This window comes from uncultured Alistipes sp., assembly GCF_963931675.1.
Lineage (GTDB): Bacteria > Bacteroidota > Bacteroidia > Bacteroidales > Rikenellaceae > Alistipes.
In genome coordinates this window covers 2,285,681-2,299,867 of the sequence record NZ_OZ007039.1, presented here as the reverse complement: position 1 = coordinate 2,299,867, position 14,187 = coordinate 2,285,681, and the positions used below count along the sequence as shown (strand labels likewise).

At 59.2% G+C, this 14,187-nt stretch carries 6 protein-coding genes; 1 reads left to right on the top strand and 5 read right to left on the bottom strand.

The genetic code is table 11. The features are described 5' to 3' along the window. Positions 1–190: 190 nt before the first annotated feature. The 5 genes from ABGT65_RS09715 to ABGT65_RS09695 are packed head-to-tail and all read right to left on the bottom strand — an operon-like array spanning position 191 to position 10,978. Positions 191–2,488, bottom strand: coding sequence for a PL29 family lyase N-terminal domain-containing protein (locus ABGT65_RS09715; RefSeq protein ID WP_346701728.1), 2,298 nt, complete (start codon positions 2,486–2,488; stop codon positions 191–193). 19 nt (positions 2,489–2,507) lie between these two features. Then, positions 2,508–5,156 (bottom strand): DUF4955 domain-containing protein, encoded by a 2,649-nt coding sequence (locus tag ABGT65_RS09710; RefSeq protein ID WP_346701726.1) that lies wholly within the window; start codon positions 5,154–5,156, stop codon positions 2,508–2,510. A 7-nt stretch (positions 5,157–5,163) separates the two neighbouring features. Further along, a complete protein-coding gene (locus tag ABGT65_RS09705; RefSeq protein WP_346703080.1) occupies positions 5,164–6,690 on the bottom strand; it encodes a sulfatase in 1,527 nt (508 codons plus the stop codon). Positions 6,691–6,715: 25 nt separating this feature from the next. Beyond that, positions 6,716–9,748 carry a chondroitinase family polysaccharide lyase gene (locus tag ABGT65_RS09700; RefSeq protein ID WP_346701724.1) on the bottom strand — a complete coding sequence of 1,011 codons (3,033 nt, stop codon included), beginning with the start codon at positions 9,746–9,748 and terminating at the stop codon, positions 6,716–6,718. A 15-nt stretch (positions 9,749–9,763) separates the two neighbouring features. Then, positions 9,764–10,978: a glucuronyl hydrolase gene (locus tag ABGT65_RS09695; protein ID WP_346701723.1), complete on the bottom strand. Its 1,215-nt coding sequence runs from the start codon at positions 10,976–10,978 to the stop codon at positions 9,764–9,766. 251 nt (positions 10,979–11,229) lie between these two features. On the opposite strand from ABGT65_RS09695, the gene ABGT65_RS09690 reads away from it, so the two are divergent. Continuing rightward, positions 11,230–14,181 (top strand): chondroitinase family polysaccharide lyase, encoded by a 2,952-nt coding sequence (locus ABGT65_RS09690; RefSeq protein WP_346701721.1) that lies wholly within the window; start codon positions 11,230–11,232, stop codon positions 14,179–14,181. Positions 14,182–14,187 lie beyond the last annotated feature (6 nt).

The window sequence follows — 14,187 nt, the reverse complement described above, 5'->3', positions numbered from 1 at the left end:
TAGTAGAAACCCGTTTCTACTAATCTCTATTTTATCCTTATAACTACCAAATATTATGTCGGTTACATTTTATACCACCAACCAATTTTGGCATCATTACCGGAATCCGGGATCGCCCAAGTACAAACAAAAGCAAACAATAAAGGCTGCCCGCAACGGGCAGCCTTTATTCGTATCAACGTTTTCTCGACTATTCAAGCGTCGAACCGTAACCGGCGTATTCGGAACTTACCACAAACGTACCGGTTGCAGGATCGCACGTCGTGAGCGGATCGGAACTTACCTTCGGAACAGTCACTACATCGTACGACGAGGGATGGAAGGCCCCGGTGATCTCGGAGAAGATCTTCCAGCCCTGACTGCCGTAGGAGATATTGTCCGAACGCAGCATGTCGATCGTCGGCCAGGCCGTATCGTAATCGTTCGTCAGGGCAAAGACGGCCGGATAGGTTGTATCAATCGTCGCGTAGAAGAGGTTGTTCTTGCACAAAATGCTGCCAAACTTGCTCAGGACGAAGAGCGCCGAGGAATTCACTGTCGTTCCGCTACCGCGCAGGTCGACAAACGTATTCCGCTCAACGATCAGAGCCATATTGCTCAGATCCTGATTGTTGGCTGTCAGGAAAGCGGAATTCTTCGTATTGGACTGCGTTGCATAGATGATGCTATTTTCCAGCGTGAAACCGGTCAAAACCGAAAGATCAAGGCTTCCTGGATTGCTCAGGTTGACGACATAAGTCGTCTCCGTACCCGTGTAACGGATCTTGCAGTTGCGGAAAATAATGTTGCCGATCGAACCGGTTCCCTTGTAACCCGTGATCAAACTCTGCTTGGCGTAGATAATCTCACAATCCTCGAAGATCAATGTCCCGATACCGGCATTGTTGCCATTGGAATTGAACATATAATTGTCGCTTACAGCCTCGAAGTCCAGCACCAGGTTCTTGAAAGCAAGCGTACCACCGGCATTGCGCAACGTAAGATAACGTCCGAACTTAATCGTAGGTTTCGCATCGGCATAACGGCCAATATAAATATTGTCAGCCTGAACACCTATGCTGGATGTCGAAGCCATCACAAAATCATACGTATCGCTCTCGTCAAGGCCGATAAAGGATACGGTTGCCGTACTGGGAGCACTCACCGTCACATTCTCTCCCGCATCGGAAGCAACCTCCAGCAGACGGGCGCCCTCGCTGTCCTTGTCATAACGGGTGCCATTAACCTCGACACCCGAAGCATAATAGTCGTTCGGATCGGGCGGGGTCTCCACCGTTGAAGCCGTAGCCGTGGAAACCTCACTATACTGCTCGCCGATGTAGGCCACTACATAGATCGTATACTCAGTCTCGGCCTTAAGCCCCTCGACCGTCACACTCGTTCCCAAAACAGCCGTACCCTCAGCAAAAACCTTCGCGGCATCCGGAGCCTCGGATCCAGATTCCAAACATATATATTTCCAGCCGTCAGCATTGGCTATCTGCACATCGAACATCAAAGTTACATCTGTCGCTACAGACGACGTCACCGAAGTAACCGTAGGAGGCTCGGCCTCGACGCCCGTGCTCTGGACCTGAATCTTCGAAATGAACGAATACTTGCCCGAAGTCGCCAGAATGGCCACATCCTGCGACGTATTGGCCGTAGCCCGCGTAGCGGTCGTCCCGGCGGATGCCTGTTTGCCCGGAGCCGTCACGACAAGTTCGGCTTTCTCGTCAACGGCATCAGTCAATCGGGCTGTCCAGCCCTCAGGAGCTGTCACTATCGTATTGTCAATACCCCGCATCTTAACATCAAAACGTTTCGTCATTCCCGAATCGAACATCTGGATACCCTCAATCGGTTTGCCTTCGGCATCGACAATTGCACAAAGCACATCCGGAACGATCGGGATTTCCAGTTCCACATCACTGCCCAGCAGCTTGATGTAGAGCGTGTCGCCGTCAACCCGAACCGTGTCGAAGAACTTGTCGGTCATCGTACCGCCTACGGCACTCACATCCTGGCCCGCCGAATTCTTGACATTCGTCCAGCCGGACTCCTCGCCCGTTGTGTTCACCTGCCAGCAGCCGGTCTTCTCGTCGATCCGGAACTGCGGCGTCACGCCATCCTCGGCCACGGCGTTCACGTTCAGCGGAATGAACTTCTCGCCGCCGTCCACCGAATACTGCCAGTTGCCGTTCTCGTCGATCGAAACCACCGGAATCACGGCCTCGGCCTCACTGCCCTGGGACAGCGTCAGCGTCGTACCGTCCGTCAACTTAAGGACATAGGCTCCGTCAGACTCCGTCACCTCGGAGATCGTGGCTCCGCCATTATAGAGTGTCTGCAAGGCCTCGACATTGCCGTTCAGGGCGTCGACCTGCGTTTCGAGGGCCTGGACGCGGCTCTTCAGGTCGTCGATCGCATCCCACAGGTCGTCGTTGTTGTCGCACGACTGAAATGCCGCAGCCGCTGCAACGAAAAACAAAATCAGATACTTTTTCATAATTTATCGTGTGTTGTTACTATTTTAAGGAGTTCAGCCAGCCCGGAACATAACCCAGGCGTTCGCGCAACTGAGCTTCGTAAAGCGATTCCGGCTGCACTGCCGTGCCATTGCTTTCGAGATAGAGTGTCTGCAAGTCGGAGCTCGATTCCGATTCGGCCCAGCCTCCGGCCGTCTCGGAGTAGACACCGAAATTGACCGTCTTGGCTCCGTGGAAACCCACAATGATCGGTGGCATGATCTTCCACCAGTCATTTTCCGTCAGCCACCACTTGAAGAATCCTCCGTTGAAGTCGCTCTTGACCTTCGTAGCATTGAGGTTCCAGATCGTCAGGTCGCGCAGGTGGTTCGGCACATTCGACACGTCACCACCGAAACGCCACTGTACGAACCCGCCCGTACAACGGTCCACCAGCGTGGCCCGCGGCTGCCTGGAGTGCGACTCGAACAGGGCGTCGTCGCCCCATGTGTTGTTCCACAGCACAGTACCCATCGACTGGTTCGAAACACCCGAAGCGTGGTACTGACCGGCATTTTCCATCATTGGACCCAACTCCTTTCCACTCGAATCCCGACACTCCTTACCACTCGTCCGGTCCATGATCTTGCCGATGAAAACCCGCGAGGAGGCCTGAGACCGAACAGCCGAGTGTCCGCGGTTACCCGTGATATTGATATCGTAAGCCGAGCAGTTTGCCACAGACGAGAAAGTCATTGCCTCGCTCACATTCTCAAAATCGACACGACGCATCCACGAATTCGTCAAACGCATCATCTGAATAGGCTTGAAAGCACCGTCATCTTCCCACGAGGCGTGATGGCCGAAATTCGTCTTGGCGTTGCCCACGAACGTCAGGTCCTCGATGCCCACATTCTCATAGTGCGGGAATTCGCGGATCTGCCAGCCGTATTTCGCCTCGACTTCGTGCATGATCGGCTCGCAGAAGGTCACCGTATTGCCGCTGACCGACTTTACCTGGTGGTAGTCATAGACGCAGATCGTCTGGATGTCGGTCATGGCGGGTTTGTCCACACTCTTGGGTGCCAGCTCCTTGGCCACCAGCTCCGCTTCCTTGCTCTGCAGGTAGAGCATCACCCAGTCGCCCGACGAGATACCGGCCGTCGACACTACCTCCACCGAGAAGGTGCCCTTTGCCGCATCCCCCGTGACCGAGGCCAGGGCCGAATAGCTGTCGCCGATGCGCGAACTGTTGTTCTTGATGTTGAGCATCACGGGTGACGACCACATGTCAGCTGTCGCCGGATAGTTCTTCGTCTTCATGATCAGGCGCGTCTTGTCCCGGCCCGCACCCTTGATGATGAAGTTGCCGCCCAGAATAATGATATCCGAACTCGAATATTCCGCCACAACCTTTCCCGACTCGTCATAAAGCGGCGTATCGCGTTTCACATCGTCCGACTCGTCGTGCAGCACGTAGTCGCCCTCCGGGAAGTAGAGGATCGCACGGGCGTTGGCATTGGCCTGGTTGCTGCCCGCATCGTTCTTTCCGGTGAGCTTGAGCGAGTGCAGCAGGTCGATGAAAGCCTGCCGCGACGAAGTCTGACCCGTGGGATCCAGCCCGTACTTGGTCACATCATAAACCGTGTAACCCAGGCCCCACACATCCGGCGGAGCTACCTCTCCGTGTTTGTAACCGGCATACGAGAAATCGAGCAGTACGTTCTCCGCAGTTCCGGCCTTAAAATTTCGCCATGCCTCGCAGGCATTGGCATCCAAAGCTTCGTTTTTCAACGTCAGCTTCAACGGCACGATCTTCAGATAACCCTCCTCCGAGGTCGCGATCACCGACAGGGTCAGACCATCCTCCCCGGGTGCCGTATAGGTCTTCGGAGCCGTAACCGTCAGGGTCGTCTCCTCCAACTCGGCGCTCCATCCTTCGGGAGCCCGGAGCAGCGCCTCGGCGACATTCGTCTGCACGACCTCGAACTGCCGCATTTCGCCCAGGAAGAACGTCTCGTTTTCTTCGGCATCGATCGTCAGGTCGAAGTTGTCGGAAACCGGGAAGGAACACGTCTCACCCGTAACGAGCTCGACCGAGAACAGGTGGTTCTCCTCATCGTAAACCACCGACTTGAAGACGGAACTGTAACCGAACGAGACATTCTCGCCCACCGCATTGACCGGCTTGCCGTCCTGCAACAGCGGGTTCCACGAACCTCCGTCGTCGTAGCTCACCTCCCACGTCCCGTCGGCCGAAACCCGCAGCTGCGGAGTAATGCCTTCGGCTTCGGGCTGGTGTTCGCCGTCGAGCATGGGCCATGCCGAAACATCATTGCCGCTACCATCCTTGATCCGCGTCACGGTGGCTCCGTTGTCCAGGCTCACGGTCCAATAACCCTCGTCGTCGATGCCGAGCACCGGAACCAGCACATCGAGTTTTTCACCCTCGGTCACGGGATATTGGCTTCCGTCACTCATTTCGATCACATATCCCGTGTCGGTCTCCTGGACGCCGACGATCACTTTTGTTTCGGTCAACAACTGATGAAACGCCGCAATACCGGAGTTCACATCACCGACCTTCGATTCCAGAGCGGCCACACGGTCCCGCAGGCTGTCGATCTCGTCCTGGATCCCGTCGTCCTTCTGACACGATTGCAGCACAAAGGCCGAAGCCGCCGCAATCCACAAAAACAATTTATTCATAGACAATTCAAGATTGGTTTTCCGTATCATAGGGGATCAGTTCCGACAAAACCCGCTCGCGGAACCATACGTCGTCATTCTCCCGCAGCAGTCCGGCCAGCTCCCGGCACAGCGTGGCGAAGAGTTCGGGGCACGTCGCGGGATCGAGACTCTGCAACTGGTAGGGATCCTGCACATCGTCGTACAGCAGCACCCGTTTGAGCGCTCCGTCGCGGTCGATGCACAACTCCATCGTGTGCGTGGCGGTCTTCAGCCCCCGCGCTTCGGGGAAGAAGCCGCGGACCAGCCCTTCGGCATCGCGCTCGCCGTCGAGGTTGCGCATGTAGAGCGCCGCACGCGGGCGTTCGGGCTGCACGGTGTCCAGCCGCAGCACCGCCGAGAAGTCACGTCCCTCGACGCTCTCCGGGATCCGGTCGCCCAGACCCGCCAGGCCCAGCAGCGTCGGCATGATGTCGGGCGTCGAGAGCAGCAGGTCGTCCACCCGATGCTGCAAATGCCCCGGATAGCGCACCAGGAAGGGGATGTTCAGCGATTCGCGCCAGATGGAGTTCTTCGGGTCGGTAACCGAATGGCTCGTCATCGTCTCGCCGTGGTCCGATGCGAAGACGACGATCGTATTGTCTGCCAGGCCCATGTCATCCAACACCTTCAACAGGCGTCCGAACTCCCGGTCGATGCCGCTCACGTTGGCAAAGTAGTAGCGCACAGCAGCAGCCTTGGCCATCGTCGTGTCGGCATTCTCACGCACAAGCAGCTCCGTCAGCGACTTGTCCTTATAGAGCTCGTAGCCCTCCAGATCGCAGTCCTCGGTCGAGGCGTAGGGCGAATGCGGCGGGTTGATGCCCAGCATCATAAAGAACGGCTTTTCGGGATCGCGCTGTGCATCCCGGTTTTCGATATACTCGATCGCCTTCGAGATCTCGTGCTGCGGAGACCACTCGTCCACGTCGTGGCGGTTGCCCTCCGTATCCCAGTAGTGGGGATGCTTGTGCACGTCGTAGGTGCCGTAGGAGTACCAGTAGTTGAATCCGTGGCGGCGTTCGGGCGGCGTATAGGCATCCCATTCGGGCACCATGTCGCTCACGTAGGTTCCCGGGCGCTGCGGGTTGTTCTTCGTCGGGTGGTCGACGTGGAGTTTACCGATATAGGCGCAGTCGTAGCCCGCCGCCGAGAAGACGTCACCGATACACTCGGCATCCTCACGCAGCGAACTCTCCGGACGTTCCGACATGCAGTTCAGCACCACGCCGTTGCGTTCGGGATACATCCCCGAAAGGAGCATCCCGCGGTGCGGGCTGCTCACCGGGAAATTGCTCACGGCCTCGCTCAGCACCACGGCTTCCCGGGCGAACCGGTCCAGATTGGGCGTCTCGACCGGATCTCCCTGCCAGGCCACCTGCCCGGCAAACTCCGGATCAGACCAGAATCCCAGCGAAGAGTTGCGGTACTGGTCCGGAAATACATAGATCACGTTGGGGCGCTCGGCCGCAGACGGCCCGCAGGCTGTCAGGGCGAGCCCCGCAAACGGAATCATATTTTTGATTCTCACCATGTTCGTTTTATTTCTGTTCTGTCAGTCTCACTTCGCGCGTCGCACCTTCCCGGCAGGTGAAGGTCAGCACCGTCCGGTCGCCGACGATCTCCGCCCGGCACGTTTCCGATCCGCCGTCCAGCGCCCAGTGGCCCCGGATCGTCACCTGTACTTCGGAGGCCCGCGAAGGATCATCGATCCATTTCCGCGAATAGATGCTCCGCTCAACCCGCTTGCCGTCGGCATCGAACACCTCGTCGCTCGGGCCCTCGTAGAAGCGCAGGTCCGGATCGGCCACGCTGACCGTCAACGAGCCCTCCCCGCCGCCGATCATCACCAGCGAAGGCTGCGAAACCCGCTCCAACAGTCCTTCGTCCACCGCTCCGCCGCAGAACAAAGCATAGCCCACGATGCCCGTCGGGCGGTCGCGCAGGATATGCGCCGTCGAATCGCGCCGCAGCACCTCGTAGGGAAGTTCCCCGGCATAGCGCACCGCCTCGTCGTCCGAGGCGTGCACCACCATCAGGTATTCGTAACCCTGGCCGTCGACCTCCCCCTCGCCGTGGTCGATCCACGCCGTGGCAAAGTCGTTTTCGGTCGGCGCGTCGGTCTCCTCGTGCAGCGAGTGCTGGAGGCTCTTCGTCACGCAGACCCTCCCCTCCGGAATCACATAGAGGTTCCGCAGGTTGTCCCGCAGAACGGCCCCTTTCGGCAGGACCGCCACATAGGGGAAGGTCGTCACCCGTTCGCCATTCACCGTCACCGGATCGGCTTCATGCTCCAGAAAATTCTGGAACAGCGTCGTATGCACGCCGCCCTCGGCCCGGTTCTCGATGTCGGAACCCAGGCAGACCACCCGGTTGTCGAAGAGGAAGAACGTCTTCCGGGCCCGCAGCGTGCCGTTGTACTTGTCGTGGTCGTGGAGTTTCATGGCAAAGAGGCCGTTGCGCCACTCGTGGCTCACGCCCCCGACAAACGCCTCGTCCGACAAGAGCATCTCCTCGTAACCCGAGAAGGTGTCGACGTTGCGGATATCGGCCTTCATCTGCTCCATCGGGATGGCCAGGGCCGTCGTGCCGGGAATGTGGCACCAGTCCCAACCCTCCTGCCGGAATCCGCTGCCGAAGGCGCTCACCGGATCGCCGTCGCCCAGCAGTTGCAGGCTTCCGTTCGTCAGGTAACGCCCGTAGTGGTTGCAGCCCTGGTAGATCTCCGCGGCCCAGAGATAGCGGCTGTGCCCCGCCACCGTCACCAGCCAGTCCCCGCGACGGTGCGCCAGCGAAGCGTTATAGCCGTAGACATGGGTTCCCGTGGGCGAAGCCTCGGCCGAGATTCCCTTTCCGGTGAAGAGGCGCGTATAGCTGTCCTCGCCGTCGCAAACCCGCAGGTAGGCCGCCGCCAACTCCGGGTCGATCTCCTGCCGTCCGTCCGGAGAGCCCGCTACGGCCAGCCGCGCGTAATGCCACGGAACCAGGGCTCCCCTGCCGTCGGGATGGCGTCCCGACAGAGCCAGCGGGAACGACCGCTGATTGCAGTAAAAACGCATTTCGAGCAGCGCCCGTTTCAGGATCGCATGGCTCTCCTCGCTCACCGCAAAGCGCGTTTTCGACAGCAGCCACACGGCATTCACGCCCCCGCCGCTCAAGCCGTCGACGGCATAGGCCGGATAGTGGTGGCGATGGTGGAAGACCGTGCCGTCGCTCTTGAAGCAGGGACTCGTTCCCTCCGTGACCTTGTAACCGTTGTCAACCCAGCGCGAGAAGGCCGTCAGGTAGGCCTCCTTCTGCGGCGAATCCGGCAGCAGCACGATGCTGGCCAGGCGTCCGATCAGCGAGGTGTTGAAGGCGTCGATGTCCATACCGGGCACCGCGGGCGGGAGTTTCACTTCGCCAACCCCCGAGAACCACTCCATGGCCTGCTGCACCTCGTGCTCCAGCCCGGCCTCACGCAGCACGTCGCGCATGATGACCGGAGCCGTGTAGAAGTTGCGCATACTGTACCCCAGATGGTGCAGGGTTCCCAATGCGCTGCCGGCCGCGAAGCCCTGGTCCAGCAGGTGTCGCGTCAGCAGGATATACATCCGTTCGAGTTCGGCCCGTTCGGCAGGGTCCTGCGCGGCGTCGTGCGCCACGGCAATCTGGAACATGAAGTCGTTGTAACCCCGCAGCAACTGCCCGTTCTCGGCGAAGAGCTTCGCCACATCCGGATGCCCGAGGTTGATATAGGTTTCGGCATAACGCACAAACCAAATCGGCTTGCCGCGCAGCGTTCCGTCCCGATTCTCCGTAATGCCATACGATGCGAAACGATCGCGCAGCGTCTCGATCGGCAGGGGTTTCCTCCCTTCCAGAAGCAGTTCGCGCAGACGCGTCCCGACAATCCTCATGTCACTCTTCGCAGCCTCGTCGATCGTGGCCGGAGCCGCCGGCATCGGATTGCGCCACGACTGCAGCAACACGAGCCAGTGGCTCGTGGTCCCGGCATTGATGAACGGAGCCTGGAAATCCGCCGTATGGTGCCGCACGTCCTGGAATGACGAGAGGATCCAGTGGTCGAAGAAGAGTTCGCCCTTGCGGACCCCCTCGACCCGGACGACTACTTCGTCCATTCCCTCTTCGGGGTGGCCCTGCATGTCGCGGTCGAAGGCCACCCAGGCCCCGCGCCAGCCAGTGAAATCCAGCCCGTAGTCGAACCACGCGCACGTCCGGCCCTCCTTGCGGAACTCGAAGCGCAACGACCCCTCCAGCGCCTTCGGGGCGTAGACCCAGAAGACGAAGGTCGAAACCGAGGTCTCCCGCGGATTGGGATTCTTCGCCAGGTAGCCCACCGGAGCCGCGATACGCAACTGCGCATCCGGCCGCGACCAGTGCCAGCGGACCGAATGGCTGCCGTGCTTGTAGTGGTCGCCGGAGATCTGCAGCGACGAACCGCGCGAAGCCTCAAAAGGCGCCGCGGACTCCTCGAACGAGAGGATCCGCTCATCGGCAACCTCCTTCAGAGGCTGCGCCGATGCAGTCCAGGCCCACGCCGCCGCCGCGGCCAGAAAAATCAGTTTACGCATCTGTTCCTTTCCGGTTTAGAACAACGGTTCACCCTTCTCGATGTAGCCCTTGCGGATCAGCGCTTCGAGGAAGTAGTAGTCGGCATAGTTCAGCGGCACGTCGATGTTGCTGCCGTGCGGGATGCTCCCCACGGAGTGCATCAGCAGGAACCCGCCGTTCTCGCCCACCGGAGCCCGGTAAGCCGGCGACGAGAGCGATTCGACCATCTTGTCGGCCTTCTGCTTGTAGAGTTCGTTGTTCGTGTAGGTATACATTTCGTAAAGGGCCGAAGCCAGCACGGCGGCCGTCGAGACGTCGCGCGGCTCGTCGGGGATGTTCGGAGCGTCGTAGTCCCAGTAAGGCACCAGGTCCTCGGGCATGTTCGCGTCGTTGAGCATGAAATCGGCCACCTTCTCCGCATGGTCCAGGTAGCGCTTGTCTCCCGTATAGCGGTAGCAGGCCGTATAGCCGTAGACGGCCCACGCCTGTCCGCGGGCCCATGCCGACTCGTCGGCATAACCCTGCGCCGTGCAGCGGCCCCGGACATGGCCGTCCGTGAGGTCGTAGTCCACGACATGGTAGCAGCTGTAATCGTCGCGGAAGTGCTCCTGCATCGTGCGGTCGGCGTGCTTCACGGCGATGTTGTAGAAGGTGCTGTCGCCCGAGAACTCCGTGGCCTTGAACATCAGCTCGAGGTTCATCATGTTGTCGATGATCACCGGGCACTGCCACCCGCGCTCACCCTGCCAGCCGCGGTCGGCATCCCACGACTGGATGACGCCCGGCACCTCGCGGAAACGTGTCGACAACGACTTCGCGGTCTGTACGATCACCTCCTTGTAACCCGGAATGTTCTTCAGGCGCAGGCCGTTGCCGTAGCTGTCGTAGATCATGAACCCGACGTCGTGGTGCCACTGCAGATACTGGATCGAGTCGAGAATCTCGGTATGTTTGCGTGCACGCTCCGCCCAGGCCTCGTCTCCCGTCAGTTCATACATGTACCAGAGGCTCCCGGCGAAGAAGCCGCTCACCCAGTCGTCGGTCGGGACATAGTCGATACGACCGTTCTTGTAGGTCGAGGGAATGCGGATCGCACCGGTCATTTCGCTCGAATCGGCCAGCATCGCCAACTGCTGCTTGGCGACAGCAATATTTTCGTCGATGATCGAAACTTTTTTCGGCGCCTGCGAGCAGGCTACGGCTCCTCCCGCCAAAAGCAGGGCAACCGCACACTTGGTTAAAACAGTCATAAATTCAATTTTGAGTTACATGAGTTACACCCTAAAAACACATACATGTATGCGAATCAGGCCGAACAGCCCTTCCCGTTATCGATTTTTTCACGAACGGGACCGCACTTTGCGTACAAAGATAAAATAATTTCCGGACTTCCGCTATTTTTTAACAATTTTTTCGAATCCCGCACAAATTTTTACTATTTTCCGCGTCATAAATTTGGGCAGTCCAATTTCTTTCATTATTTTTGAACAAATTGAATAATATGAAAAAAATCTTATTATACGGTACATCAGCCGTTTTAGGGCTTTTCGCCACGCTGTGGAGCCTGCCCGTACATGCTGCGATCGACGCAAAAATCAACTTCGAAACCGAAATCCCGAAGGGTTTCTCCTGCGGGGATAACAGCCGTATCGAACTGAGCCAAAAACACTACAAGGACGGACAGCAGTCGCTGCTCTGGAGCTGGAGCGCACCCTCGACCCTCCAATACAACGATTTCGGGCAGCTCATCCGCTCGTTCCGCGTCAAACAGGCCGGTGTCATGCTCTGGATCTACAACCCCAGGGCCGTCAACGCCGACCTCCACTTCGCCTTCGAAACCCCCACGGGCGAAACTCCCTACCATTTCGATTTCCACCTCGACTTCACGGGCTGGCGAGCCTGCTGGATCAAGTACAACGACATGCCCGGAGACCACGCCTCGCAACAGATCTCGCGACTGGTGATCTCCACCCCGGAGGGCGTCCAGAGCGGAGAACTCTTCATCGACCGCCTGACCTTCGCCGAGACCCGCCTGCACGACCAGATCACCCCCGACCAGCAGATCCCCAACAACAACTGCAACCTCAAACGCTCGCTCTGGCACTGGGCCCGGCTCTGGGAGTGGGAGCAGTACGAATACGACGAACCCCTGCGGGAAATCACGGCCGACGAGAAAAAACAACTCGACCTGGTGAAGTCCCGCATCAACGCCATCGTCGAGGCCAACATGTCGAGCGGAAACTACATCAACGGAACGATCATCCCGCGGGCGCTGAAAACCTTCCAGAACGCCAAAATCCGCCGCACCGAAGACGGCGGCATCATCGGCGCCCCGCTGCTCTCGAACGACGAGTGCAACCGCCCGAAGGGCGAACTCCGTCTCGACGACATCGAGAACATGCTCAATGCCTTCGCGCTGAACAGCTACGTCAACGGCGACCCGAAATACGACGATGACTTCTTCCTGGTCATGGACCACGCCATCGACCAGGGCTTCGCCTTTGGCCACGGAAACGGAACCAACCACCACTACGGCTACAACGTGCGCAAGATCTACGACGCCATGTGGCTCATGCGCGACAAGATCGCACAGCGCGGCAAAACCGACGAGTATGTCCGCGTGCTGGCCTACTGGAGCGGCCTCTCCGAGACGCGCAAACCCTATGTCTACGGACGTGACGAACTGCTCGACTCGTGGCACACGCTCCTGATGCCCAAACTCATCAGCGCCCTGATGCTCCCCACCGAAGCCGAACAGTACCGTGCCATGAAGGGCCTTTCGCGGTGGATGTCCGGGAGTCTGGACTTCACGCCCGGCACCATCGGCGGCATCAAGGTCGACGGTACGACCTTCCACCACGGAGGCCTCTACCCCGCCTACTCGACCGGCGCCTTCGCCACGATCGGATACTACTGCAAGGCGGTCCGAAGCACCGACTTCAACCTCACGGAAGAGGCCCGCAAACACTTCAAGCTGGCCCTGCTGACCATGGCCAACTACACCAACCTGCGCGACTGGGGCCTCGGCATCGCCGGACGCCACCCCCTGAACAAGAACGGGCGCATCCCCGACGCCGACGTCAACGCATTCGGGCACCTGGCCGCCCTGGGCGACCTGACCGGCAGCGGCAAGAACGTCGATCCCGACCTGGCCGGAGCCTACCTCCGGCTCAAGGGTACCGACCGGGAACTCAACAACCTCTTCAGAAAGGAGGGCATCGCCGCAGGCCCCACCCCCTCGGGCTTCTTCGTCTACAACTACGGCGCCCTGGGAATCCACCGCCGCGACGACTGGATGGTAACCCTCAAGGCCTTCAATACGGATGTCTGGGGCTCGGAAATCTACACCCGGGACAACCGTTACGGACGCTACCAGAGCTATGGTTCGGCCCCGATCATCGGGTCGGGCAACCCCGTCACGGCCGCCGCCAGCGGATTCGTCCAGAACGGATGGGACTGGAACCGGGTCCCCGGCGCCACGACCATTCACCTGCCCTGGGCCGAGCTTAACAACCCGCTCCCCGGAACCCTCATGGAGCGCAACCCCGAACGCTTCTCCGGCGCCTCGTCGCTCGAAGGGCGCAACGGCATCCTGGCCCTCCACTTCGTCGAGGGCAGCCGCAAGAACTTCACCCCCGGCGCCACGGCCTACAAGACGGTCTTCTGCTTCGACAACCGCCTGGTCTTCCTCGGCAGCGGCATCGACAACAACAACACGACCTACCCCACCGAAACGACGCTCTTCCAGCTTCAACTGGCCGACCGCAGCGAAGCGATGGAGGTCGACGGCGAAATCTACGACACCTTCCCGCTCCAACTCTCGAAGAGCGGCGAACGCCTGGCCATCTCGGACACCAAGGGCAACTTCTACGTGGTGAAGAATGCCGCGGCCCTGAACATCCTCAAGCAGGAACAGACATCGCCCAACGACAAGACCCATGCCATGCAGACCGGCGACTTCGCAACCGCATACATCGACCACGGCCGTGCCCCGAAACAGGCCGGATACGAATACGTCGTCTACATCCAGCCCTCGAACAAGGAGATCAACCGCCTGCTCAAGAAGGATGAATACGAGGTGGTGCGCAAGGACAACATGGCCCACGTGGTGAAAGACATCCCAACCGGAATCACGGGATACGTCTGCTTCCAGGAGTACAAGAGCAACGGTCTCGTGCGCGGCGTGACCGAAGAGACGATCGTCATGGAGCGCACCGATGCCGACGGACAGATCGTCATGAGCGTCTGCACCCCCGACCTGGGCCTCACCGAAAAGACATACACCACCCGCCAGGAGAGCCAGCCCATCGAAAAGGAGGTTCGCCTCGGCGGCGCCTGGGAACTCGTTAATCCCGCCACAAACGTGAAACTCACCCAGGCCGACGCGGAAACCATCCTGAAAGTCACCTGCCGCCACGGACAACCCGTGGAGTTCCGGCTCAAGAAAAAGTAAACCTAT